This is a genomic window from Bartonella jaculi, assembly GCF_039543045.1.
Taxonomy (GTDB): Bacteria; Pseudomonadota; Alphaproteobacteria; order Rhizobiales; family Rhizobiaceae; genus Bartonella; species Bartonella jaculi.
Genome location: NZ_BAABIZ010000082.1, coordinates 1 through 2,563 on the forward strand (window position 1 = coordinate 1; position 2,563 = coordinate 2,563).

The window sequence follows — 2,563 nt, forward strand, 5'->3', positions numbered from 1 at the left end:
TGGAGCAGTTAATTATGATAAAGATGCTGATGGCAAGAAGAAGAATAGCATCACCTTAGTAGGTGGGAATGAAAGTGATCCAGTCTTGATAGACAATGTAGCTGATGGTAAAATTGAAACGGGCTCTCAGGAAGGGGTTAATGGAGGTCAGTTACATGATTATACTGATCAGCAGATGAAGATAGTTCTTGATGATGCGAAAAAGTATACGGATGATCAAGTAAGTAGTCTTGTTACTAATGGTGTTAACGAGTCGAAGTCCTATACAGATATGAAGTTTGAAAAGTTGAATTATGCAGTTGAGGATGTTCGGAAAGAAGCCAGACAAGCGGCAGCGATTGGGCTGGCGGTATCTAATTTACGTTACAATGACTCACCAGGAAAGTTAAGTATTGCAATTGGGAGTGGTATCTGGCTCAACCAAACTGCTTTTGCTCTGGGTGCTGGTTATACATCTGAAGATGGGAACATTCGTTCTAGTGTATCTGTCACGAGTGCTGGGGGTCACTTTGGTGTTGGTGTAGGACTAAGCTTAACGCTAGATTAATGATAAAAAGAAATTTTTCACTAAAAACCACATTTGCCTTTTTTAAAAAAGGAAGGCGGATATTTCACAAACAATATTGAGGTATTCAGCATAATCTTGTAACACATTATAGCTGATCCCCCACGGTTACTGCTTTTGTTGAAAAAAGATCACACAATGATGCAAAACTGTATATTTTTATTCAAATTGACAAAAAGTTTTACTTTTCTGTTGCCATTTTATTAAAGAGCCTATAGTGCTAGAAAAAGTATATTAGTAAGACTCATTTCGATAAATTGATAACTCAAAGGGGGAAGTGATGCGTAAAAGGCAAAAAGATAACAGCAGAACGAATTCACACTATCACATTGCGTTTGATAAAAAAACGCTATAGATCGGAATTCCTTAAAAGAGCTAAATTTCCCTTAAAAACTGCAAGACCTAAATTTACTTATTATTAAGAAAAAATACTTCTTAATAAAAAAGAGAAAAAAACAACTTCCAAAGCAACAAAACACCTTTGAAAGTACTCTTTTAAGTAATAAAACCCTTAGTAAGTAAAACGCTTTTAATATTTCACAATACAGAAAAACCCCTTTTAAAATCAAAACAGCGAAGATTGTATACTAATTCCTCTAAGATCTAAATGTGTCATTTCCAAGTTCACTAAACAGTTTTTACATTTAGATTCCAACATAGAAAGCATGCAGGAAATAAAAACAAAGACTCAGAATGTTCCTACTCTGATCAAACACTTTGATATATGATTTGATCAAGTCACTATCATCGATAGTCAATTAACACTGAAATGTGTCTTTTTTATGTTCTAGATATGCTTTTAGAATTTTCTCATTGGAGAGCTTGTTATGAAAAAATTATCTGCCACATTAAAGAGACCACATAGTTTGGGCACTTTGCCTATTTCTCGATGTTTAGCTTTATTTTCAAAGCTTTCGTTGGGAACGGCAATGGTCGCTCTTTTATCAAGTGCATCTCCTGTATGGGCAAAAAAAATTGATATAATTGATATAATAGATCAACAAGTTCTTCAAAGTATGGAGAAGGCAACAGCGATCTATTCTCAAGGGAACAATAAAAGGATTGCTGCTTATGATGGTCAGAACAATGCTAATGCTCCTGATTCATCCAAGGCAGGTTATATAACAGCACTGAATACGGCAAAAGTAGCAAAAGTGAATGCTTCTGTTGATTATGCAAACTTCCTAAATAATACCCTTTCTAAAAAAGGTGATAATAATTCCAAAGATGGTATGAGCCCATCGGAAAGAACATTGGACGCGAAGGAACAATATAAAAGATCTCTCATCGCTACAAGATCTTTAGTGGATAATAACTATGCCGTTCAACAGTTTGCGCAGAATGGTGAAGATACGGCGATCATCGATGTATTTGATACTCCGCGCAATGATACAATCACGAGAATAAAGCATAATGCCGGATTGCAACGTAACGCAGGAGATACCACGAGTGTGGTGGTTGGTAATGGAACAATTCCTAAGATAAACGGTGTAGCTGCTGATGTTGTTGCTGTTGGTATGGATGTAAAAGTAAAAGCTTCAGACTCAGTTGTTGTTGGTTATGGCGCAGAGTCGGAGAAAAATTTTGCCGTTGCTGTAGGTCATTTGGCTCATAGCGTAGGTGCAGGCAGTATCGCAATAGGTAGCGAAGGTAGGGACAGTAATAACCCCCTTCCCCCAGGGGCACGTACAATAGCAGATGGCGAAGAATCCATTGCTATTGGACGTCGTGCTAAGACGAAAGATGTGGCATCTATAGCTTTTGGTTCCAATGCACAAGTAGAGGGAGGTTACGCTATAGCTGTTGGTAGTGAGGCGAAGGCAACCAGAAAAGATAGCATGGCTATAGGCCGCATGGCGCATGCCATGGGTAAAAGCAGTGTTGCAATAGGTTCCGAATATAATGCAGAGAGGGTGGAAAATGGTATATCCGTGGAGAATGATTATACAACAGCGAAAAGTGATTATTCCACAGCTGTGGGTTCTGTTTCTAAAGCTT

Annotated in this window: 1 protein-coding gene and 1 pseudogene; both read left to right on the forward strand. The window is 37.8% G+C overall.

Annotated features, from left to right (window positions below; genetic code table 11):
• Positions 1 to 547: YadA-like family protein (locus tag ABD915_RS09320; protein WP_345117629.1), on the forward strand; the 547-nt coding region annotated here is incomplete at its 5' end.
• 845 nt (positions 548 to 1,392) lie between these two features.
• A pseudogene (locus ABD915_RS09325) lies at positions 1,393 to 2,563 on the forward strand (hypothetical protein); the annotation flags it as partial.